This window comes from Lysinibacillus sp. GW821-FHT14F06, assembly GCF_058803665.1.
In genome coordinates this window covers 208,605-229,096 of the sequence record NZ_JBXAPF010000002.1, presented here as the reverse complement: position 1 = coordinate 229,096, position 20,492 = coordinate 208,605, and the positions used below count along the sequence as shown (strand labels likewise).

Below are 20,492 nucleotides of genomic sequence, written 5' to 3'. Positions count from 1 at the left end.
GTGAACAGCGTAAAAAATGATCATGGATATACATTGCTTGAAATGTTAATTGTGTTATTTTTTGTAATGTGTTTAACTGCGATCGTCATGAAGTACTCATTGAAACAAGCAGAAATAAAAGAGCTCGAGCGTTTTTTTACACAAGTGCAATTGGATATTCAATATATTCAAACTTATAGTATGCATCAAAGGGAGTATATCTCGATGAAATTCGAAAGCTCAACAAAACGCTATATTATTAAAAAAGATTTTTATACCCATTTATATGACAGACCTTTTCCGAAAGGGGTTGAATTAATGCCTGCTTCAAGTTCTGTGCAAACGATTATGTATAACTATAGTGGCAATGTGATGACTGCGGGAACTGTAACATTTAAAACGCCTCAAGGCATTAAAAGGCTTGTGATTACGCTTGGACGAGGGAGAGCTAGAATTGAATGAGTCAGGCTATTCATTTGTAGAAACGATTTTATCCATTGGCATCCTTATGTTACTGTGCACGTCGTTATTACCAATCAGCTATACAATGAAAACAAAACTATCTAACAAAAAGCTAGAGGTTATTGCAGCAGAGACTGCCTATGAAGGATTAAAGCTATATTTGCATTCAGGACAACAGGAAGGCTCAAAAACAATTGAAAATGTAAATTTTTATTGGATTTTTGAGGGACAGGGAATATGTGTAACCTTTCAAAAGACACAAGAAATACGTAAAAAATGTATTCAGCTGACAGGTGAAGTCAATGAATGAGAAAGGCTATACATTGTTGGAAGCTTTATTTCAATTAGTCGTGTTTGTACTTGTTGCGCAGCTTGTTGTGTTAATTATGCTTTGGTATGGCGAGATGAAAACGACGGTATTGTCTGATGAACAATCAAAGTGGGAGCTATTTGTTTTCGATTTAAATAGTTATTTTGAAAATATTACCTATTTTACGATTCGACAGAACCAAAAGAGAATAACCTTTGAATCAGCGAATACGATTCATAATATTGATTGCTATAATAATTTAATTCGTGATCAAGTAAACGGAGGGCATGTACCGATGTTAATTGGTATTAACAAATGCCAATTTCAATATGAAAATAATAGGGTCACTGTAGCTATTGAATTTCCAAGTGGTATCCAAAAGGAGCGAACCTTCTATGTACCAATTATTGAAAAATGACAGAGGGGCTATTTTTTTAATCGCAATTGCATTATTATTTTTTGTAACTACTTTTGTTCTTACGTATTGTACGTCTTATGAAATTCAGTATCGAACATATGATTCGCTTGAAATAATGAATGTTCGCGCTACGATAAATTTATTAGGACAAATTTTGTCAGACAGTGTAGAATCGTAGTTATAAGAAGGTGATTCGAATGCGAAAAATATATTTAGTTGGCTTTATGGGCTGCGGGAAAAGTGCGTTAGGAAGACGTTTAAGCTATTTGTTAAAGATGCCCTATTATGATATGGATCATGAAATTGTGAGACAGCAGGGTATGACAATTCCTCAGATTTTTGAAAAATACGGAGAGGCACGGTTTCGGGAAATAGAAACAGAATTTTTGGAAAATTTCCGTGATGAAGCCTGTATTATTTCAACTGGTGGTGGCGTTGCCGTCAATGCTGAAAACAGGAAAATAATGAGACGCAGTGGACTCGTGTTTTTTTTAGATGCGACATTCGAAGATATTTATAAACGAATACAGCATGATCAAAACCGACCGATTGTGCAAAGCTCAACGAAAGAAGAGCTAGAGAAGCTGTATCATTACAGAAGGAAATTTTACCGTGATGCAGGACATATTCAAGTGTTAACAGAGGGCAGAACCATCCGCCAAATTCTTGAGTATTTAGTATTCCAAGTTAAAAGGCTAAAAGGCGAACGATGATATATAAAAATAACGAAAACGTTCGTTATTTATTATAATTTAAAAAATGTTTGCCTTTTCAATATATTTAATGTTAGGATATAGACAAATAAGTAACTAAATGTTCATTGAATACTAAATAGTACCAAGATGTATCTTGGGCGGATGATTGTGCGGGGAGAGCGCGTGTAGACGCCGCCGAAGGAGCAAGTAGCAAAGGGCTATGAATCTCTCAGGTAAAAGGACTCGTACAAGACGCAACTCTGGAGAGAGCTGTAGTATAACAATAACAGCCACCAAAGGGGAAAGCCGGCTGATTGGCATGGAAGTAATGCGAGTCAGTCTGGTGTAACTTTCAGGTGCAAGGACAGAGAATCCCAGAAAAGGGGTTCGTCTGTCTTTTTTTATGTCTTTATCTACTTGTTTAGGTATTGACAGCAAGCATGGACTGTATTTATAAAAAAGCAGACGAACTACTACCAGGTAGAATGTAACTAACAATAAGGGGGCAAAAAAGAATGACGAAAGAATTAAAACGTACACCTCTATTTGAAGAATACGCGAAATACGGTGCTAAAACAGTTGACTTTGGTGGATGGGAATTACCAGTTCAATTCTCTTCTATTAAAGATGAGCATGATGCAGTACGTAATCGTGCAGGTTTATTTGATGTATCTCATATGGGTGAAATTTTAGTAACTGGTCCTGAGGCACTTGCATTTTTACAAAATCTTTTATCAAATGATATTGCGAAAATTGCTGTAGGTCAAGCGCAATACAATGCTATGTGCTATGAAGATGGTGGCGTTGTCGATGATTTATTAACGTATAAATTAGCAGACAATCACTATTTATTATGTGTCAATGCAGCAAATATCGAAAAAGACTATGATTGGATGATGGAAAATCAACATCAATATGATGTGACAATCGACAATCAATCAGATGCTTATGCACAAATTGCTCTACAAGGACCATTAGCAGAAGAGGTTCTTCAATCTTTAACAGCAACTGATATTAGTGCTATTAAATACTTCCGCTTCCAAGAGAATGTAGAGATTGCAGGACATAAAGCATTAGTTTCTCGTAGCGGCTATACGGGTGAAGATGGTTTTGAATTATATGGTGCTCCAGAAGATATTAAAGCTTTATGGGGTAAAGTTTTAGAGGCTGGTCAAGACAAGGGTGTTGTTCCAGCAGGTCTAGGCTGCCGCGATACACTTCGCTTCGAAGCAGGTCTTCCACTATATGGGCAAGAGTTATCAGCAACAATTTCTCCACTTGAGGCTGGTATTGGCTTTGCTGTGAAATTAAATAAAGAGGACTTTATCGGTCATGATGCATTAGTAGCTCAGAAGGAAAAAGGTCTTCCACGCAAACTTGTAGGAATTGAAATGATTGATAAAGGGATTCCGCGTCATGGCTACAAAGTATTTAAGGATGGCCAGGAAATCGGTGAAGTGACAACTGGTACGCAGCTTCCTTCCTCTAAACGTAATGTTGGTCACGCATTAATTGACAGCCAATTCGCAACAATCGGAACTGAATTAGAAATCGAAATCCGTGGTAAGCACTTAAAGGTAATAACAGTTGAAACACCGTTTTACAAGCGTTCAAAATAATAGTTGAAAAGAGGGACCTACATTTATGAAACATCGTTATTTACCAATGACGGAGCAAGATCAAAAAGAAATGTTAGACGTAATCGGTGTATCCTCAGTTGATGAGTTATTCGAGGATATTCCTGAGAAAGTCCGTTTTAAAGGCCTTTATGACATTAAAGAAGCAAAATCAGAATCTGCTTTATTAAAAGAATTAACAGCACTAGCTGCCAAAAATAAGGACACAAATGCCAATGTATCGTTTTTAGGTGCTGGCGTTTATAACCACTATAAACCAGTGATCGTGGACCATGTCATTTCTCGTTCCGAATTCTATACAGCTTATACACCATACCAACCAGAGATTTCACAAGGGGAGCTACAAGCCATTTTCGAATTCCAAACGATGATTGCAGAGCTTACTGGTATGGATCTTGCAAACTCTTCTATGTACGATGGTGGTACGGCATTAGCAGAGGCAGGTATGCTAGCTGCTGGTCATACACGTCGTAAGAAAATTTTAGTTTCTGAAACAGTGCACCCAGAATACCGCGATGTTGTGGCTACATATGCCTATGGTCAATCCATTGAAATCGTGACAATTCCACAAAAAGATGGTGTAACAGATGTTGATGCATTAAAAGCGTTAATTGATGACGACACGGCAGCAGTTATTGCTCAATATCCAAACTTCTTTGGTCAAGTGGAAGACATTCAAGTGATTGGAGATATTGCACATGAAGCGAAGAGCTTATTCGTTGTGTCTTCTAACCCGCTTGCATTAGGTATTTTAACACCTCCTGGTAAGCTAGGAGCTGATATTTGTGTAGGTGATGCACAAGTTTTCGGAATTTCTGAAGCATACGGTGGTCCACACTGCGGTTTCTTTGCAGTAACAAATAAATTAATGCGTAAGGTTCCAGGTCGTCTGATTGGTGAAACAGTGGATGGCGAAGGTCGTCGTGGCTATGTATTAACACTACAAGCGCGTGAACAACATATCCGTCGTGATAAAGCAACATCTAATATTTGTTCAAACCAAGCACTTCTTGCACTTGCAGCTTCTGTAGCAATGACAGCTCTAGGTAAACAAGGTATTCGCGAAATGGCTACACAAAATATTGCGAAAACACGTTATGCGAAAAATGCCTTTGAAGCAGCAGGCTTTACAGTAGCATTCCAAGGTGCACACTTTAACGAAATCGTTGTAAAAACGAATAATTGTGTGAAAGAAATCAATAAAGGCTTAATCGAAAAGGGTATAATCGGTGGATATCCTTTAGGTCAAAATTATGACTCTCTTAAACATCATGTGCTAATTGCAGTTACTGAATTACGCACAAAAGAAGAAATTGATGCACTTGTTGCAGAAATGGGGGCTCTTAATGCATAACGAAAATCAATCACTCATTTTTGAAATTTCAAAAGAAGGTCGCGTTGGCTATAGCTTAGAAGCACTGGATGTACCTGAGGTTGACCTAGCAGATTTATTACCTGCAAACCTAGTACGTGCTGAGGCTGCAGAATTACCTGAAGTGTCTGAGCTTGATATTATGCGACATTACACGGCGCTTTCTCGTCGAAACCATGGGGTAGACTCTGGCTTCTATCCACTGGGCTCATGTACGATGAAATATAATCCAAAAATTAACGAAGCGGTTGCACGTCTTTCAGGCTTTGCCAATGTTCACCCATTACAAGATGAATCAACAGCACAAGGGGCGATGGAGCTTCTCTATGATCTTCAGACTTCTTTAGTAGAAATTACAGGAATGGACGAAGTAACATTACAGCCAGCAGCAGGCGCACATGGTGAATGGACAGCGTTAATGATGATTCGTGCGTTCCATGAAGCAAATGGTGAGGGTCATCGTAATAAAGTGATTGTTCCTGACTCAGCTCATGGAACAAACCCAGCATCAGCAACTGTTGCAGGCTTTGAAACAATCACTGTTAAATCAGATGAAAATGGCTTAGTTGATATTGAAGACCTTCGCAAAGTAGTAGGTTCTGACACAGCTGCCTTAATGCTAACAAACCCTAATACACTAGGTCTATTTGAAGAGAACATCATCGAAATGGCAGAGCTTATCCACTCTGTAGGTGGTAAAGTGTACTATGACGGAGCGAACCTAAATGCCGTTATGAGTAAAGCACGTCCTGGCGATATGGGCTTCGACTGCGTGCATTTAAATCTGCACAAAACATTTACAGGTCCACACGGTGGTGGTGGTCCAGGTTCAGGTCCAGTAGGCGTAAAAGCGGATTTAATTCCATTCCTACCAAAGCCGGTACTAGTGAGAACAGAAGATGGAACATTCCACTTCGATTACGATCGTCCACAATCAATCGGACGTGTGAAACCTTACTATGGTAACTTTGGTATCAACGTACGTGCGTATACTTACATTCGAACAATGGGTCCAGATGGCTTAAAAGCTGTTACAGAATATGCTGTATTAAATGCAAACTACATGATGCGTCGCTTAGAGCCATTCTATGAGTTGCCATATAACCGTCATTGTAAACACGAATTTGTCTTATCAGGTCGTCGTCAAAAGAAACTTGGCGTTCGTACGTTAGATATCGCAAAACGTCTGTTAGACTTTGGCTACCATCCACCAACAACTTACTTCCCATTAAATGTGGAAGAGGCGTTAATGATTGAGCCAACAGAAACAGAATCAAAAGAAACACTAGATGCATTCTGCGATGTGATGATTCAAATTGCCAAAGAAGCAGAAGAAAATCCATCCATCGTTCAAGAAGCACCACATACAACAGTCGTATCTCGTTTAGACGAAACACGCGCTGCTCGTACACCAGTGCTTCGTTATCAAAAAGCATAGAACTACAAGCGTCCGATAAGTATCCGTACTTATTGGACGCTTTTCTTATGGTTTCTGGTGGAGAACAGCTAGAGTGATGGATAGTATTAGTAAAGTGGTGGATTGAAGAAAGTGACGGATAAAAAGAGGCAGAGCAACATACTCAATAACGATATGTATATTTTTTATCGCTGAAAGATTAGAAAAGAGGTCATCACCATTCGAAGCGCACGACATCGCCTCGTCGGGAGGATGGTGCGACGATGATATAGTCCAGCTTGTAAGATAGGAAATTACAAGGTATTTGCCAAAATGCTCGGATTATCAGGGCAAAATTAATTCTCGTTCAGGAACAAGCCAACAATACCCTTCCTTAAAAAGCACCAGTATAGGTCAGGTAGATGGACTTTTTGGAATCAATTGTCGCCATCAGATGTATCCCTATGTAGAGGGGATGCCACGTATGGCACGCCCACAGGATGCCGAGGAAAATCAACGTATCTACAAGGAAGCACAAAGGCACCGTCAATTGGAGCGGGAAATTCGTCAAGCACAGCGAGCACTTGCTGTGCTAGAGGTGCTTGGTGATGAGGAAATGGTCACTAACGCGAAAACCAAAGTACGTGAGAAACAGGCAAGGCTACAGGCATTTGTGGAGCAAACAAAGAGGAAGCCTAAAAACCAGCCTACAAGTAGCCATGTATCTGTGCCAGCTAATACTAGCGAGGTACAGGAGCAGCAACAGGAGCCAGCAGAGCAAGTAACACAGCAGGCTGGTAATGCACATAGCCATATGTTCCCTACAGCAATCATTGATCCAATTGTGGATGAACATATTCTGGATAAGGCAACAGAGGGCAAAAATAGATTATCTAATAGATTGAAAAAGAAGCTTAATTTTGCTTATGCTGAGGTCAATATTTCGGGCATTGCACAGCGGGATTTCTATGCGCATAGTCAAATTAATGAAGCCAATAAAATGCCTGGATCAGAAGGGTTTTCAATTCAACCAGTCAAACCATTATTTAAAACTATTAAAGCACCTATTAATGATAAGTTCGTTTTTCTCAGAGACAAAGATACAGAATATAAGATTTTAAATGATTTGGCTGAGCAAATCGGAACGAAATATCAAGCGCATGGTACAATAACATTATTTACTGAGTTAAATACTTGTGATAGCTGTAATCGAGTGATTTATCAGTTTAATGAGAAATACCCAAATATCACTATTAAAGTACTTCATAGTAAGGGTATCAATGTATCAGATAGTGAGCTTAAAGAGAAACAGAAGGAACTCAAAGGTCAAACTCTTAATGAGCTTCAGGATTTAAAGCATACTAATGAAAATGATTCTGATTCGAACATTGCTGAGAAGGTTGAGAGTAAAGCTAAGGGTACGGGTAAAGTTGTTAATGGTGTGAGTGGGCCTGTAAATAAAATTGATTCTGACTTAATAAAAAAATATGTTAGAGATATAGAGCAACGTACAGGCAGAGAGTTACCTAAAAATCAAATAGAAAATTTGAAGGAAGCGTTAAGAGATAAAGAATATATATAAATATCACCAAAAGAGACTGCAATAAAGTAAAAAATAAAGTAATAAAAGAATGGGAGGAAAATACCGGTCAAGAATGGCCAGTTTATAAGGATAATGTTGTATCAGAAAGAACAGGTAAAATTATTAGAAAAGAAGGAGATAAATATGATGCACACCATATCATTAAAAATTCTTTTGGAGGAGAGCATGAGTGGTGGAATATGCATCCAGCGAAATTCCCAAATGAGCACCAATCTGGTATTCATGGAAAAGGTTCACCAGCCAATGAATTATTTAAAGGAGGTAAAAAATGAAGAGTTATGATTTTATAAAAGCAAACAAAGATAATAGTTTTTATCCAGTGACTGAAAGTGAAATAGAAGAGGTTGAAGAAATCTTGAATTTAAAAATTCCTAATGAGTTAGTTAATTTATATTTACAAGTTGGCTATGGGTTTATTAAAGGATCAGAGTTTAATATTAATCGTGTTATGGACCCATATTCTGTAAGAGATTTTCGATTGAGAATGAATGATTTTGAATTTTATCCAGACATAGAAATATATGACGAATTTGAGAAAAACAAATTAATATTTTTTGAAGGCAGTGAGTCAGCTTTAATGTCAATCGAATTGAATGAAAATAATGAGAATCCAATTTACTATTATGATATTGAAATTGCAACTTCTCTTACCGAATTTTTAATGAGAATAGAAGAAAATGATAAATATTACATTGATTTATTAGTTGATTAACATACTATTTATTCCTTGAAAGGCTATAAGCCAAGGGTTTTTTAAATAATATTTGATACAAATGAAGGTAATATCATCATGAAATTTGGTACTAATACTAGGATAGACATGGCGGATGTAATTATGATATAGAATAACTAAACAAACTAACGAGAATGACAAAGCTCTTGGCGATCAACAAAGGATATAAAAGTTTTTAAATTGTATACAGTTAAAGATATCCTTGAATTTTAATTAATAACTCATGAAGGCAAACCATCAAGAGGTGCTATTTTAATACTAATGTAATAAGAGCGAGAATAGGCGAGATGACATTTTACTTACAAGGACCACTTTGTGGATGTTTTAAGTAAAAACCACATGAGATTACACAAGCTAAAGGGCTTAAATGTTACACTATCTGTGGGGAAAAAATGTAATTTGTCAATGTTAAAATAACTTATAATACTTGCAAATAATAATAAACTTATAAAATTTATAAACTAAAAGCACTTGATGGTCTATAATAAGCGACAAGTGCTTTTTGTATTTCTATATATTGTGTTTATTTATAATGTTATCCATTTTTACAAATTAAGATTTGTAGTAGATATCCAAGAGTAAATTGGTTAAACGGGCGAAGAAGGCAATTAAAAAAGCGGTCCTGACCACGAAAAAAGTTGTGAAAAAACAAAGGCGGCTGTGTCAAAAGCCAAGCAACAGGTAAAGGCCGCTGTCAAACAGACGAAGCAGGTAGTCAAGGAAAAAGTACTACCAGTCATGAAAAAAGCTGCACAAGCAACCAAAAAATCTACGAATAGTTCAAGTGCAAAGGCAAAAACTTCGTCAGTGGATAAAAACAGGATAAAAAGTGAAGCCGAACTAAAAGCCCTATTAGATGAGCACAGAAAAACGAGAGTTATCGTCAGTGATGGTGAGCCAATAACAACGCTTACAGATAAGCGAAAGGTATTAAGTGCTGAATCAACTGCCACTCCAGATGGTTTATACTCATATTTAATGGCAGGCTCTAAAATGACCTACTCCATGTTTATTCAGGAATATCTCACATTAGCTGATGCGAAGGCGCCAATAGGCGAACAATTTGAAGCAACGCTCTCATTACTTAACCCTGTTGGGAAGGCGAAAAAAGGAAAGGATGCATTAGAATCCTTAAAAGATTGGGAAAAAGGAATAGAAGAAGCCTATAATCTTGCCAATAATAACAAAAAGGCAAAGGATACACAGTCTACCTAAAAAGAAATCGATCAATTAGGCCAGTATGTGAAGAAGCTTGATAAGGGTACGGGTGATGCTGCCTCATATCCCCCTAGAACTCCAGAGGCTACTACAAAAGCACAAAATGTGGTCGGTGAGCTGAATAACATACTTGGAGATGGTAAAAAAAGCCCCGAATACAGTCGTTTCTGTAATAAAAAATTAAAGCTTTCAATGAGAAATATGCAAATTTTTGACCTAATTTGGATGTGTCGACGCTGATTTTATAAGGAATTCATGAAATACTACTATAGTAGTTTGAAGTAGACAACGGTTCTGTATAATAGTAAGTAGTAGAAAAATGTGTTACTACAACAAATTGAAACATAAACTGATTCATCATCATTATTCAAATAATCTTCTTATCTAAACTACAACACCACAATGCGAGCTAGCTGCCTTTGTTGTGGTTGCTTGTTTTATCTAATTTTATATCTCAAGTAATACAAACATATAAGCGCTGGCTGTTCAAAGTGACCTTACTCATTGACGACTAAGTGAAATATTCAAAAACTTGAACTTTACTATGTAATAGGATTGTTGAATTGAATATAAAAAAAGTATTAATTTGAGAATTAAGACCTTATGAAGGTTGTACCATCATGGAGTGTGATTTTAATGATAATATAAATTCACAGTGACGAGAAATGAGCAAGATTTTTTATCAGAGCTATAAATGTATTAGAAAGTCACTAAACTGGTGATTATGCTGTAGCTCATGAAGATAAAATCATGAATATAATACTAAACCCCATTTTAAATTATATACAGATAGAGAAATTCTTGAATTTTAAACAGTAAACTGGAGGTAGCTGCAATGGTCTGGAGCTATGAAGAGTATGAAGAATATATCCATGAGGATTTTTATGAACATACAGTGGAAGAAAAAATAAGTAAAAGTGAAGCTTTGGCAATAATGTTTGAAGGGTATTATGCATTGGAAAGGGAAAGTGCCACAAGTAAAGCTATCATTTATGTGTTCATTTCAGAAATTGCTGTTTTACAGAAAAAACTGTTTTATAAAATGAAAGCTGATATGGTGGAAATGCTTAGTGGCTTGGATTTTACATTAATTCAGCAAGAAGATATTATAACAGCAGAACAGTGTCAGGACCTAATGGCTCGAAAGGAACGCATGCTACCAAAATTGCAAGCAATGCCAGTGACATATTATACATCAGCTTGTTGGTATTACGACGAAATAACAAAGGAAGTCCAAAAGTTTATCCAACAGCTACCAATAGAGCAGCATCCAGCCATTGTATCAGCTGTATTGCAGCGATTCCAGCGAGACTGTAACAATACCAATAGTGAAAAATTTATGGTGTATACTGCTTTAGCTGAGCAACTATGGGAGCGAGGCTGGACAGCAGTGGAAGGGATTGAAGCGGTGAAGCAGCAGCTACAAGCATTTGACCCAACCCAAGTAGCGCAGGAGCAGCTGACAGAGGAAGAACAGGAACAACTAGCTGTTCGTATTCAGCAAATTTTAGCGAAAATACCCTAAAGAGGTGTAGTGAATGCCAAAAAGCTACTGACTTAGGAAGATAAGAAATAATATGTTTTTTAGACATAAATTATGCTAGCGAGCAACAATGGGCTACTCAACATAATCAAAAAGCACTTAACTATATGTTTTTAGTAGAGTGCTTTTTTATATGGTGATGGGAGGATGTATGTTTAATCTAAAACCATACAAGCAGCTTTTAAAAGATTTGGATGATAAAGACATAGTTATTAAAGGACAAGGTGAGTACATAACAAGTTGTAAGATAGGAAATTACAAGGTATTTGCCAAAATGCTCGGATTATCAGGGCAAAATTTATTCTCGCTCAGGAACAAGCCAACAATACCCTTCCTTAAAAAGCACCAGTATAGGTCAGGTAGATGGACTTTTTGGAATCAATTGTCGCCATCAGATGTATCCCTATGTAGAGGGGATGCCACGTATGGCACGCCCACAGGATGCCGAGGAAAATCAACGCATCTATAAGGAAGCACAAAGGCAGCGTCAATTGGAGCGGGAAATTCGTCAAGCACAGCGAGCACTTGCTGTGCTAGAGGTGCTTGGTGATGAGGAAATGGTCACTAACGCGAAAACCAAAGTACGTGAGAAACAGGCAAGGCTACAGGCATTTGTGGAGCAAACAAAGAGGAAGCCTAAAAACCAGCCTACAAGTAGCCATGTATCTGTGCCAGATAATGCTAGTCATAGTAGCAAGGCACAGGAGCAGCATCAGCATCAGGGGTCAGCAGAGCAAGTAACACAGCAGTTTGATAATGCACATAGCCTTGTGTTCCCAACAGCAATAATTGATCCAATTGTGGATGAACATATTCTGGATAAGGCAACAGAGGGCAAAAATAGATTATCTAATAGATTGAAAAAGAAGCTTAATTTTGCTTATGCTGAGGTTGATATTTCGGGCATTACACAGAAGGACTTTTATGCGTATAGTCAAATAAACGAAGCTGGAATATTTCCTGGATCAGAAGGATTTTCGATTCAACCTATCAAGCCAATTTTTAAAGTTACTGATGCACCTGATTATAAAGGACATACTTTCTTTAGAGATAAGGATACAGAATATAAAATTTTAAATGATTTGGCTGAGCAAATCGGAACGAATTATCAAGCACATGGTACAATAACACTATTCACTGAATTAGATACTTGTGCCAGCTGTAATCGAGTGATTTATCAGTTTAATGAGAAATACCCAAATATCACTATTAAAGTACTTCATAGTAAGGGTATCAATGTATCAGATAGTGAGCTTAAAGAGAAACTGAAGGAACTCAAAGGTCAAACTCTTGATGAGCCAGAAGGATTTATGCATACTAATGAAAATAATTTTGATTCGAACATTGCTGAGAAGACTGAGAGTAAAGGTACGGGTAATGGACAGGCTGAAGTTCCACCTGCTTTTAGACAAACTAATTTTGCTAGTTCGTATGAAGCGAGACTTAATCAGACGCCTGCATTAGAGAATCCAAAGGTTAAATTTGAGGGACTAAGGGGTGAATCTAAGTGTATACTTAAGCCACCACCAGACAGTCAATTAAAACGAATTTTAGATGAATTTGGGATTGAAGGTATTCAATATAAAAATGGGGTTCCTGACTTTTCACCAACAGCAAAAGCACAAGTTGAAATCGACTATATGCTTGGGGGAAAAGGAACTTATGGAGGGAAAGCTAGACGAACTAATTTTGCTCAATCAGATCAAAAATTAGCTGACCAAATTAATGGTTCGCCTGAATTAGCAAGTCAATTTGGGATGGAGTTTGGTAAAATTAGTGCAAGAGATATAAAAAAATATAGAGAAAAAAATAAATTAACATGGCCTGAGTTAAATGATGTTAAAACAATGCAACTTGTGCCAACAAAAATAAATCGTGAATTCGGACACCTTGGTGGTGTAGGAGAAATAAACGCAGGAGCTTTCAAACCTGAAGGATTTGCTAATAAATAAAAAGAGGAGATTTTAAAATGGCTATAAATGATCCAATTTTTGGTGAACTTGAGTATGAGTATGGTTGGGCTAAGGATACCGTTATTCATTTTTTTGGAAAAGAAACTGAGATATCTTTGATGATAGATGGTGAAGAAGATGGTGAGTTTGATGAAGAGCAATATATGGCATATCAAGCATTAATGCAGAATTGGGAAGATTTACAGCCAAGTTTATTGCAATCAATATTAGACTACTACAAACAAACGCGACATGAACTAGGTTATGATATTGGATTAAATGAAAATTATCCATTAGTTGAAACACTTGATCAAATACTAGAAATGATAACTTTAGATGGAATTGTTGTTCCATATGCAGATATTTTTGAAGGGCGAGATATTGGAATTACATTTAACTGTACATGGGACACAGAAAATGGATTAGGTATTAAGCTTATAAATGAAAAAATAAAAGAAATAGGTTATCAAGATATTGCGATTTAAAAGCTTAGATTCTATGTCTTAAAAAATGAATAATTGGAGTGTCGAAATGCGGGTTAGTAGCTCGCTCGTGTTGCGATATTTTGTTTTTATTGAAGATAGAATTGTGAGGAGTTTTTTTATTATTAAGTCGAATTAATGTGACCATGGAAGATAAAAATAAGGAACTAATCAATTACTTCTTTTAGATTATGGGAGAAATAAAATTTTTGACTTTATTAAAACAGTATGCAAATACAGAAGAATATGGAATTAGGAATATGTGATGCGTTTTTGCAGATGACTATGAAGAATGGGAAGCAGACTACTTTGGTAATGAAGGAATAGCTTTTTATTTTGCTTACCCTGCTGTAAAGGAAGACTAAACTATAGTGTTGGATTACCTTACTATCTACCATTATTTAGAAGAGTCAAGTACGAAATATTTATTAAATCATCCAAATGTTAAAATGAAGCGAAGCTTGATTAGAGGAAATTAGGCAAAAGTTTCGTATATTGTAATGGGTTTATATAGAGAAATAAGTGATTTACTGAACCAACAACTATATGGGATTATTGTAGCCAAAATGATTGCTACTTATAAAAAATATCTAGTAGCCATACACGACATGGTTTTCGCTAAAAGTAAACAGGAGGTAGCTGCAATGGTCTGGAGTTATGAAGAGTATGAAGAATATATTTATGAGGATTATAGTGAATCTATAGACAAAGAAAAAATAAGTAGGTGTGAGGCTTTAGCGAGAATGTCTGAAGGATACTATGCGATGGAAAGAGAAAGTGAAACCGATAAAGCCATAATTGCGGTAATGTTTTCAGAAATCGTGATTACTCATCTAAAAGTTTTAAATACTTATAAAAATTATATGGAAAACATGCTAAAGGAATTGGATTTTCGAATAGTTCGTCAAGAAAATCGTTTAACGGAGGAGCAATGTCAGGAACTGATGGCTCGAAAAGAGCGTGTGTTACCCAAATTGCAAGCAATGCCGTTAACTTATTACTCAAGAGTGTGTTGGTACTATGATGAAATAACAGAGGAAGTCCAAAAGTTTATCCAACAGCTACCAATAGAGCAGCATCCAGCCATTGTATCAGCTGTATTGCAGCGATTCCAGCGAGACTGTAACAATACCAATAGTGAAAAATTTATGGTGTATACTGCTTTAGCTGAGCAGCTATGGGAGCGAGGCTGGACAGCAGTAGAGGGTGTTGAAGCGGTGAAGCAGCAGCTACAAGCATTTGACCCAACCCAAGTAGCACAGGAGCAACTGACAGAGGAAGAACAGAAACAACTAGCTGTCCGTATTCAGCAAATTTTAGCGAAATTACCCTAAAGAGGCGTAGAGGATGCTAAAAAGCTACTGACTTAGGAAGAAAAGAAATAATATGTTCTTTAAAACCATACAAGCAGCTTTTAAAAGATTTGGATGATAAAGACATAGTTATTAAAAGACAAGGTGAGTACATCATGAAGCTTGAAGCACATAACAAGATCATGACAACAACAGGAGCCCTTCTATTTTGGATAGGCTTTTTATTTTCGTCTTTTTAATGCACAGCTTGTAGACGTTAAACAATAAAACGTCCTTACTCTATCGTGCCGTTGCATGTTAAACACGTAGAAGGACATATGACAAAGGAGCAATTAAAGGCATTAGGATTCACAGAGGGACAGGCTCAGCAGGTCATGGATGGCTACGGGGTGATGATTCCTAAAAGTCGCTTGGATGAAAGAATCAAGCATCACAAACTTCCCGTCGACAAACATAGCAAGCATCACCTTGACTAAATAATCTGCTTGGTTCCAAAAAGATGTCCATTCATTGTTAAAGCTTGGATTTTCCTGCATGTAAACTGGGTAAAGGAACCAAATAATATTCGCAAATATGATTCCTAGTAAGGCGAAACCTCTTAAAATATCAAGTGCTTCTATCCGCTCATTGGCAGAAATAGGAGAAAGCTTTTCTATCATTTCCATCCATCCTTTTGTTGTAATTTGACGTTTCTATTTTTGACTTTAAATCCTATTTATCAGGATTTTATAAGGAAGCAGAAATATTTAGGAATTAAGCATAAAATAAATATTGGAAAAAATTCTGATTAATTGTGCTAGAACGAAATCTATTAGAATCGCTCCAAGCATTATCAGAATTAAAGATGGTCTTGATAAAAGGACATTTAATAAAAAAACCTACTTTTTTACTATCACTATCAAAGAGAATTTACTAGTTAGCTATTACTATAAGACTTAGGCAATTATTGCTAATATGCAAAAAATATTGCTATAATGGATGTAGATAGATACATAGTAAGAGAGGCGAGAACATGGATAAAGCTAAACTATTTTTAATGGCAGCAGCTCCAGCGGCTTTAATTGTGCCAATGGAAGTACAAGCGGCTGAAGCAAGTATTGTTAAAATTATTGGAAATAATATTGAAGGGGCTGAAATAACAGCCGAAACTTCTTTGATTCCAAAAGATAAAGAAATTGATTCCTATCAATGGTTTTCTGTTGAGGGAGAAAACCAAACACCAATCAATGTGGTGGGTAATAAGATATCGATACCAGCAGGTTTAGCTGATAAAGCGATTATTGTGAAGGTGACAACAAAAGATGGAACTGAGTATTTAAGTGACAAAATGTTCGTCCATGCTACCTTACAAGCAACTGGAGAAAAATATGTAAATGGTAAGGTCTATCCAGAGATTAATACTCTAAATCCTAAGCCTGTCATGAAGAGCTACCAATGGTATTTCTTTGACAATGGTAAGAAAACACCTATTAAAGCTGCAACAAATATTGAGCTTACCGTTCCAGTTGAAGCAGCAGGGAAACAGCTGGTTGTAGAGGCAAAATCAGAGGAAGGAAAAAACTATACAAGTAACCCAATCTCAATTGATGCGCTGCAGTTAAAGTTAGATCCTGATCCCTCTATCACGCCATTAAAAATTAAGGGGTATTCACCAGAAAAATTTGTATTACCTGGAGATACATTATCCGTTGTTACGCCAACTGTTAAAGATGATACGAGAGATTTAAAAGCAGATCAGGTTTCGTATGCTTACCAATGGATGCATAAAATGGGTGACTCCTATTCCTTTATTTCTGGGGCGACAGGGGCTACCTATAAAATTCCTGCAGATGCATTGGAGAATCAAATTAATAAAATTGTAGTTCGTGTAATAGTAACAGTTGGTACAACAGAAGCAGGTCCTAGTTACTCCGAGGTGGTAGAGGTAGCTAATAACCCAGCTGAAGGATTAGTAAAATCTATTGATGACTTATTAGGGAATTCAAATAAGGCTATCGTCTATAAATCTTTAGGCTTTGAACAATTTGGTAATGAGCTAACAAGCCTAACAAGTAAATATACAGCATTAACAGCAGCAGCTAAAGCGAACGTAACCAACTATGATATTTTAAAGCGTGCTATAGAGGATTATAAAGTGGTGAAGTCTATAAAAGATCAAATACTCGAGGCACAAAAATTAGTGGATGGAACGGCTAAAATCCAAAAGTTTAAAGCGCTAGATGCAGAATATGGAAAGTTAGATTTACTGCAAAGAAGTATTGATATGAGCATTTATCCTGACATTCAGACTGGCCTAGGTAGTGCATCGCAGAATACAGACATTACAGAGGTAATAGAGATTAATAAATCAATCTTAGGGCTATTAGATTTACCAACAACAGGATCTTCCTATGCATTGGTAACATACAAGGATTCACTTTCTAAATTACAGGAGAATATTAAGGCGATAGAGGATCGTATTGCCAAGCTTTCCAGTGAATATAAATCGACTGTTCAGAATCTGGATATTTTATATACAGCAAAGGCAGATATTAAAAAAGTACAGGCTTTCTTAGATAAAGCTAATAAAATAGATGTCAATACTACTGCCAAGAAACAGGTCGCTGCAGCAAAAAGCATTCACACAGCCTATGAAAAGCTTAATGTGAAACAGCAAAGCCTAGTACCTAGTAGCCTTTTTGATACGGGTAGTAATCTTGCCATAGCAGAAACGGCTGAGGAAAAAGATGTTATCTATGTTCAAAGTGTGATAGATAAGTATATTACATTAGGGCCTATTACTGAGTATAAAGGAATCGATTCGATAGATGATATCAAGGAAATCAATAAAGCTCTTACAATGTATAAAACGTTGACGAAGGATAATGCCAGAAAGGTAACGGGTTATACAGAGCTTTTACAATTGCAGAAGGATATAAAAGCTGCAGATAATGTGACGGCACAAATTGAAAAATATAAGCAATTGTTTGATACAGTAGGTGTTAATGATTCAAAATTGACTTCGACGTATAACAGTACATTGAATGCACTCAATAAATTAACGACGCTGCAAAAATCCTTAGTGAAAAATAGTGATAAATTAATCTCACCTTCACCATCTGAGCAACCTCCTGGTGATAAACCATTGCCTGAAGCAGAGGTGAAGGCAAAGGAATTGGGAACTGCTTTTGTTGCTAAAATTAATCTTGTTATTGCGGTACCAAACAGTAGTTTTGCAATCTATGCCCAAGACATAGAAAAATTAGTGAATGAGTATAAAAGCGGGCTTACATCAGCTGCGCGTAAATATGTGACAAATTATAATGAATTAAAAGCGGCAGAAAAAGATGTGAAAGCGGTGCAGTCATTTATAAAGAAAGCTGAAACGGTAGCAATGGAAGCTGATTTGAAAAAGCGCTATGCAAAAATTCAAGGTGTCCAAAAGGCTTATTTAAGCTTATCCGCTAATCAGCAAAAGCTTGCTGGTGCAGATGAAACCTATAAAAATTTAATTGCTTCTTTAACAAATGATGAAATATATACCGATTTGACTGAATTAGATCAAGAGATTGCTATGCTTGCTGATGGTAATGCAGGTATAGAGGATATTAAAAAGCTAGAAGGAAAGTACAAAAATCTTTCAGCAGCGGAGCAAAAGAAAATTATCAATTATTCAATTTTAAAGCAAGCAATGGCAGATGTTAAAAAGGTGGAGGCTTTCATTACTCAATATAATAAAATGCAAGAAAACCCTGCAAAAAATATTCAAAATGTGATAAAAGCATTTAATGCGCTGACAGTACAGCAAGCAAATCTCGTTCCAAGTCAAATGCGGGATAATATCATTCAACAAGAAAAACAACAGCGTGAATCAAATGATGTGGCATTGGACTTAGTAAGTAAAATTGACAATTTAGTGAGCTCTGGCGAGTATATAACCAATTTAAAGGGTGAAGTTGGACAGTTGCGCAGTGAATATGAGGCACTATCAACAGTACAAAAAAGCTTAGTGAAAAATTATTCAAAGCTGACAAAAGCGGAAAATGATTTAGCAAAGGTCGCTGAAGTTCGTGCATTAGAGGAAGCTATTTTAAACGCCGATGACAAACAGGTTGCAAGAAAGGCTTGGCAAAATGCCTTTAATAAACTCTCTAATCAGTTAGAGAAATTATATCTAATAGAGTACCCTACAAGAATCGAATAATTATACAAATAGATAAAACCGTTATTTTGAAAAAGAAACATCAAAATAACGGTTTTCATATGGTTAACTACTATCTCTTAGATTAGTTACGCTAACATTGTCAGTAGAAATTACTTTTAATTTTTTAAAGTATGTGAATAAATAACATCCTATAATTACAATTAATCCTCCAATACCTTGTATCCATGTCAATTGTTCACCTAAAAACAAAAACGCTAGGATGGCGGTGAAAATTGGATTGAAATTCAAATAAATACCAGCTGCTGTGTTACCTAATTTTTGTATCCCAATATTCCAAAGGACAAGGCAAACAACTGTAGAGATAACACCTGTATATAAAATTGATAAAATAAAAGAATAATTGATGTTATAAATATGAAAATCAAAGATATTCATGGGTAGAAGAATAAGAAGTCCGAATAAACCTGAATATAAGGTACACATTAGAGGTGAAGTGGTTTTCATAGCCCACAAGCTGCATACGGAGTATAGCCCCCAAACACCTACAGCTAATACCATTTGTAAATCCCCAATATTATAATCCACTGTAAATAGTAGATGGATCTTTCCTTTGGACAGAACGATCAGGACTCCTAAAAGTGAAATAATCATAGATAAAACTTGTAGTATATTGATTTTTTCTTTTAAAAATAAATATGAAAAAATAGAAATCGAAATAGTATTTAAGGCTGAAATTAACCCAACATTTGTTGAGGTAGTTTGTTCTAATGCCGAAAATTGAAGCAGGTTAAATAAAGCAACACCTGAGATTCCCATCAAAATTAATGGTAAAACTGCATATGAGGAAGGAATTATTTTTTTGTCCTTCCACCAAACCATAGGCAGTAGGACAGCAATAGCAATAATCCACCTTAAGCTTGTCAATGTCAGCGGTGAAGCATGATCTACAAGAGATTTGCCAACTACAAAATTTCCTCCCCATAGCAAGCTTGTTAATAGCAACAATAACACATAAAAATTTGACATATCATTTAGCTCCTTTTTCCCTCTAACGTTGAAAAATAGAAGCCATTGTGCACAATGACATTTCCTATATGGATTTGTTAATTATTATATTGTTTTTATTGATTTTAAGGAATGCTGTTTTGTATAATTCTAAAAAAACGAAATAAAAGAAAATGAAATGTGTAATTTAGAAAATATAATTAATTTATAGTGTATTCTTAAGCTTGTTT

General features: G+C 36.2%; 18 protein-coding genes, 4 pseudogenes and 1 riboswitch. Of the genes and pseudogenes, 20 read left to right on the top strand and 2 right to left on the bottom strand.

The window, feature by feature from the left end; all coding sequences use genetic code 11:
• From comGD to AC1RNS_RS03265, 19 genes and pseudogenes are all read left to right on the top strand, one after another.
• Positions 1–441, top strand: coding sequence for a competence type IV pilus minor pilin ComGD (comGD, locus tag AC1RNS_RS03355; protein ID WP_492990755.1), 441 nt, complete (start codon positions 1–3; stop codon positions 439–441).
• Positions 434–751 (top strand): hypothetical protein, encoded by a 318-nt coding sequence (locus AC1RNS_RS03350; protein ID WP_492990753.1) that lies wholly within the window; start codon positions 434–436, stop codon positions 749–751. Before comGD ends, AC1RNS_RS03350 begins: the two co-directional genes overlap by 8 nt.
• Positions 744–1,169 (top strand): competence type IV pilus minor pilin ComGF, encoded by a 426-nt coding sequence (comGF, locus tag AC1RNS_RS03345; RefSeq protein WP_492990751.1) that lies wholly within the window; start codon positions 744–746, stop codon positions 1,167–1,169. The genes AC1RNS_RS03350 and comGF overlap by 8 nt, the downstream gene beginning before the upstream one ends.
• The gene (locus AC1RNS_RS03340; protein ID WP_492990749.1) at positions 1,147–1,347 is read left to right on the top strand and encodes a hypothetical protein; all 201 of its coding nucleotides are present in this window, start codon (positions 1,147–1,149) and stop codon (positions 1,345–1,347) included. The genes comGF and AC1RNS_RS03340 overlap by 23 nt, the downstream gene beginning before the upstream one ends.
• A gap of 19 nt (positions 1,348–1,366) precedes the next feature.
• On the top strand, positions 1,367–1,882 hold the full coding sequence (locus AC1RNS_RS03335; protein ID WP_492990747.1) for a shikimate kinase: 516 nt from the start codon (positions 1,367–1,369) through the stop codon (positions 1,880–1,882).
• Between the two features lie 144 nt (positions 1,883–2,026).
• A riboswitch (glycine riboswitch) is annotated at positions 2,027–2,119 on the top strand.
• 260 nt (positions 2,120–2,379) lie between these two features.
• Positions 2,380–3,483 carry a glycine cleavage system aminomethyltransferase GcvT gene (gene gcvT, locus AC1RNS_RS03330; RefSeq protein WP_492990746.1) on the top strand — a complete coding sequence of 368 codons (1,104 nt, stop codon included), beginning with the start codon at positions 2,380–2,382 and terminating at the stop codon, positions 3,481–3,483.
• 25 nt (positions 3,484–3,508) lie between these two features.
• Positions 3,509–4,855: an aminomethyl-transferring glycine dehydrogenase subunit GcvPA gene (gcvPA, locus tag AC1RNS_RS03325; RefSeq protein ID WP_492990745.1), complete on the top strand. Its 1,347-nt coding sequence runs from the start codon at positions 3,509–3,511 to the stop codon at positions 4,853–4,855.
• The gene (gene gcvPB, locus AC1RNS_RS03320; RefSeq protein ID WP_492990744.1) at positions 4,848–6,311 is read left to right on the top strand and encodes an aminomethyl-transferring glycine dehydrogenase subunit GcvPB; all 1,464 of its coding nucleotides are present in this window, start codon (positions 4,848–4,850) and stop codon (positions 6,309–6,311) included. Before gcvPA ends, gcvPB begins: the two co-directional genes overlap by 8 nt.
• A 283-nt stretch (positions 6,312–6,594) precedes the next feature.
• A pseudogene (locus tag AC1RNS_RS03315) lies at positions 6,595–7,530 on the top strand (phage minor capsid protein); the annotation flags it as partial.
• Between the two features lie 150 nt (positions 7,531–7,680).
• Positions 7,681–8,144, top strand: a pseudogene (locus AC1RNS_RS03310) (LXG family T7SS effector ribonuclease toxin YxiD); the annotation flags it as partial.
• Positions 8,141–8,584: an SMI1/KNR4 family protein gene (locus AC1RNS_RS03305; protein ID WP_492990743.1), complete on the top strand. Its 444-nt coding sequence runs from the start codon at positions 8,141–8,143 to the stop codon at positions 8,582–8,584. The pseudogene AC1RNS_RS03310 and the gene AC1RNS_RS03305, both read left to right, overlap by 4 nt.
• Before the next feature lie 681 nt (positions 8,585–9,265).
• The gene (locus AC1RNS_RS03300; RefSeq protein WP_492990741.1) at positions 9,266–9,820 is read left to right on the top strand and encodes a hypothetical protein; all 555 of its coding nucleotides are present in this window, start codon (positions 9,266–9,268) and stop codon (positions 9,818–9,820) included.
• Between the two features lie 27 nt (positions 9,821–9,847).
• Positions 9,848–10,063: a hypothetical protein gene (locus AC1RNS_RS03295; protein WP_492990739.1), complete on the top strand. Its 216-nt coding sequence runs from the start codon at positions 9,848–9,850 to the stop codon at positions 10,061–10,063.
• Positions 10,064–10,658: 595 nt separating this feature from the next.
• A complete protein-coding gene (locus AC1RNS_RS03290) occupies positions 10,659–11,348 on the top strand; it encodes an Imm3 family immunity protein (protein WP_492990738.1) in 690 nt (229 codons plus the stop codon).
• 284 nt (positions 11,349–11,632) lie between these two features.
• A pseudogene (locus AC1RNS_RS03285) lies at positions 11,633–12,583 on the top strand (phage minor capsid protein); the annotation flags it as partial.
• A 93-nt stretch (positions 12,584–12,676) separates the two neighbouring features.
• Positions 12,677–13,318: an HNH endonuclease gene (locus AC1RNS_RS03280; protein WP_492990855.1), complete on the top strand. Its 642-nt coding sequence runs from the start codon at positions 12,677–12,679 to the stop codon at positions 13,316–13,318.
• Between the two features lie 17 nt (positions 13,319–13,335).
• Positions 13,336–13,803: a DUF6985 domain-containing protein gene (locus tag AC1RNS_RS03275; protein ID WP_492990737.1), complete on the top strand. Its 468-nt coding sequence runs from the start codon at positions 13,336–13,338 to the stop codon at positions 13,801–13,803.
• Positions 13,804–14,078: 275 nt separating this feature from the next.
• A pseudogene (locus AC1RNS_RS03270) lies at positions 14,079–14,165 on the top strand (ribonuclease toxin immunity protein CdiI); the annotation flags it as partial.
• A 279-nt stretch (positions 14,166–14,444) separates the two neighbouring features.
• Positions 14,445–15,134: an Imm3 family immunity protein gene (locus AC1RNS_RS03265; RefSeq protein WP_492990736.1), complete on the top strand. Its 690-nt coding sequence runs from the start codon at positions 14,445–14,447 to the stop codon at positions 15,132–15,134.
• 320 nt (positions 15,135–15,454) lie between these two features.
• Here the strand turns inward: AC1RNS_RS03265 and AC1RNS_RS03260 are convergent, their stop codons facing one another.
• Positions 15,455–15,772: a hypothetical protein gene (locus AC1RNS_RS03260; RefSeq protein WP_492990735.1), complete on the bottom strand. Its 318-nt coding sequence runs from the start codon at positions 15,770–15,772 to the stop codon at positions 15,455–15,457.
• A gap of 353 nt (positions 15,773–16,125) precedes the next feature.
• Here AC1RNS_RS03260 and AC1RNS_RS03255 point away from each other — a divergent pair, with 353 nt between their 5' ends.
• Complete coding sequence (locus AC1RNS_RS03255) at positions 16,126–19,296, top strand: hypothetical protein (RefSeq protein ID WP_492990734.1); 3,171 nt, start codon at positions 16,126–16,128, stop codon at positions 19,294–19,296.
• Positions 19,297–19,359: 63 nt separating this feature from the next.
• Here AC1RNS_RS03255 and AC1RNS_RS03250 read toward each other — a convergent pair whose 3' ends face one another.
• The gene (locus AC1RNS_RS03250) at positions 19,360–20,283 is read right to left on the bottom strand and encodes a DMT family transporter (protein ID WP_492990733.1); all 924 of its coding nucleotides are present in this window, start codon (positions 20,281–20,283) and stop codon (positions 19,360–19,362) included.
• Between the last annotated feature and the right edge of the window lie 209 nt (positions 20,284–20,492).

Excerpts from the sequence above, each read along its gene's own strand:
- AC1RNS_RS03265 (WP_492990736.1), top strand. The coding sequence starts at position 14,445 with ATGGTCTGGAGTTATGAAGAGTATGAAGAATATATTTATGAGGATTAT.
- AC1RNS_RS03255 (WP_492990734.1), top strand. The coding sequence starts at position 16,126 with ATGGATAAAGCTAAACTATTTTTAATGGCAGCAGCTCCAGCGGCTTTA.
- AC1RNS_RS03305 (WP_492990743.1), top strand. The coding sequence starts at position 8,141 with ATGAAGAGTTATGATTTTATAAAAGCAAACAAAGATAATAGTTTTTAT.
- AC1RNS_RS03275 (WP_492990737.1), top strand. The coding sequence starts at position 13,336 with ATGGCTATAAATGATCCAATTTTTGGTGAACTTGAGTATGAGTATGGT.
- AC1RNS_RS03340 (WP_492990749.1), top strand. The coding sequence starts at position 1,147 with ATGTACCAATTATTGAAAAATGACAGAGGGGCTATTTTTTTAATCGCA.
- AC1RNS_RS03290 (WP_492990738.1), top strand. The coding sequence starts at position 10,659 with ATGGTCTGGAGCTATGAAGAGTATGAAGAATATATCCATGAGGATTTT.
- gcvPA (WP_492990745.1), top strand. The coding sequence starts at position 3,509 with ATGAAACATCGTTATTTACCAATGACGGAGCAAGATCAAAAAGAAATG.
- gcvPB (WP_492990744.1), top strand. The coding sequence starts at position 4,848 with ATGCATAACGAAAATCAATCACTCATTTTTGAAATTTCAAAAGAAGGT.
- gcvT (WP_492990746.1), top strand. The coding sequence starts at position 2,380 with ATGACGAAAGAATTAAAACGTACACCTCTATTTGAAGAATACGCGAAA.
- comGF (WP_492990751.1), top strand. The coding sequence starts at position 744 with ATGAATGAGAAAGGCTATACATTGTTGGAAGCTTTATTTCAATTAGTC.
- AC1RNS_RS03335 (WP_492990747.1), top strand. The coding sequence starts at position 1,367 with ATGCGAAAAATATATTTAGTTGGCTTTATGGGCTGCGGGAAAAGTGCG.
- AC1RNS_RS03260 (WP_492990735.1), bottom strand. The coding sequence starts at position 15,772 with ATGATAGAAAAGCTTTCTCCTATTTCTGCCAATGAGCGGATAGAAGCA.
- AC1RNS_RS03250 (WP_492990733.1), bottom strand. The coding sequence starts at position 20,283 with ATGTCAAATTTTTATGTGTTATTGTTGCTATTAACAAGCTTGCTATGG.
- AC1RNS_RS03280 (WP_492990855.1), top strand. The coding sequence starts at position 12,677 with ATGCATACTAATGAAAATAATTTTGATTCGAACATTGCTGAGAAGACT.